Origin of the sequence: Trebonia sp. (assembly GCF_049794275.1) — a bacterium.
Taxonomy (GTDB): Bacteria; Actinomycetota; Actinomycetes; order Streptosporangiales; family Streptosporangiaceae; genus Trebonia.
Genome location: NZ_JBARCR010000814.1, coordinates 1 through 1,655 on the forward strand (window position 1 = coordinate 1; position 1,655 = coordinate 1,655).

Genomic DNA, 1,655 nt, shown 5'->3' on the forward strand with positions numbered 1-1,655 from the left:
GCGCCACCGCGGCGGGCTCGATCAGCGCCGCCGCCGTCATGCTGACCGAGTCCGGCACAGGGAAGGCGCGGTCCGCGGGCGCGGTCACGAAGTCGGCATAGGTCCCGCCCCAGCCGACACCGGGGACGCGCCGGTCCAGGCACAGATTTTCCTGGCCGCGACGGCAGGAGGCGCACCGCCCGCACGCGATCAGCGGGCACAGGGCCACCCGCGTCCCCGGCGCGATGCTTGTCACGTCCGAGGCGACGGCGACCACGGTGCCGGCCGCCTCGTGCCCGAGCACGACAGGCGGCCGGCGGAACGGGTGATGGCCCAGCCAGGTGGACAGGTCCGACCCGCACAGCCCGGTGGCATCGATGCGGATGACGACCTCGCCTGGTCCGGCGATGGGCGCCGGCTCTTCGACCACGCTCGCCCGGCGCGGCGCCTGCAGCTTGACCGCCTTCATGACGTGACGCGCGGCTGCCGTCGGCTACTCGTGCTCGGCGTAGAACCGGTTGCGGCAGGAGCCGACGCCTTCGATCGTCGTCGTGACCAGCTGACCATCGCGCAGGTACGGCTTGCCGGGGCGGGCGAGCGCCACCCCTTCGGGAGTTCCTGTCGCGATGAGGTCGCCGGGGCGCAGGGTGGTGAACGTGGAGGCGTACGACACCAGTTCGGCCAGTCCGAACAGGAGCTCGGAGGTCCTGGCCTGCTGCATGATCTCACCATCGACCTCACACGAGATCGCCAGGTCGAGCGGGTCGTCGAGCTCGTCGACAGTGACGAGCACCGGCCCCGCCGGGGTCGAGGCTTCGAAGTTCTTGCCGGCCAGCCATTCGCTGGTGCGGCCCTGCCAGTCCCGCATGGACACGTCGTTGACCACGGTCATGCCGGCGATGTAGGACAGCGCGTCCTCGACCGGCACATGGTGGGCGGGCTTGCCGATCACGATGCCGAGCTCGGCCTCCCAGTCGACCGAGTCGGAGACGCTGGGCAGCGGGATCGGGCTGGTCGCCCCGGTCAGCGAGTCGGGGAACTTGGAGAACAGCGTCGGGTACTCCGGCCGCTTGTTGTTCGTCTCCTCGACGTGGCTGCGGTAGTTCAGCCCGACGCAGATGGTCTTCTCCGGCCGGACCACGGGCACATTGTGGGTCAGGGCGGTGGCGTCACCGAACTCGATCCCCTTTTTCCCGGCGACACTGGCCCAGCCGGGATCGTGCAGCAGTGCGACCACGTCCGGATAGGGGAGCGCTATCACGCTTCCGTTGTCGATCCTGGCGGCCGAGGTGCCGTTGTCAGTGACGATCGTCGCGAGCCTCACGAGGCGGTCTCTTCCGGCAGCTGAACTGAGGCGAAGGTGACCGAGCTCCAGATGTTGTTGATCACGTACGGGTCGTTCTCGTAGAACTTCTTGGCTTGCGCGTAATCATCGGTCCGCAGCACGAAGAAGCCGCCGGTCAGCGTCTCGCCGTCGGGGCTGAACGTGCGGCTGGAGAGACGGACAAGGTCCCGGTTGCGCTTTCCGTAGGCCAAGTGCTCGTCGCGTACGCTCAGCCGTTTCTCATCGGTGCATTCGGGTGTCAACGCGTTCACGATTAGAAAACTCATTACGGGCAGCCTCCAGCAGCTGAGACGGTGAAACGTCCGGGCGGCCGGGCCGGCGTGCGCCGGCC

At 68.4% G+C, this 1,655-nt stretch carries 3 protein-coding genes; all 3 read right to left on the reverse strand.

Translation table 11 applies throughout. The annotated features are described in order from the left end of the window. Positions 1-448, reverse strand: a 448-nt coding sequence (locus WA805_RS21320) for a zinc-dependent alcohol dehydrogenase (protein ID WP_425243205.1), incomplete at its 3' end; no start/stop codon positions are given. A gap of 24 nt (positions 449-472) precedes the next feature. Next, on the reverse strand, positions 473-1,303 hold the full coding sequence (locus tag WA805_RS21325) for a fumarylacetoacetate hydrolase family protein (RefSeq protein ID WP_425243206.1): 831 nt from the start codon (positions 1,301-1,303) through the stop codon (positions 473-475). Further along, a partial coding sequence (locus tag WA805_RS21330) for a YciI family protein (RefSeq protein WP_424565269.1) occupies positions 1,300-1,655 on the reverse strand: 356 nt, incomplete at its 5' end. The genes WA805_RS21325 and WA805_RS21330, both read right to left, overlap by 4 nt.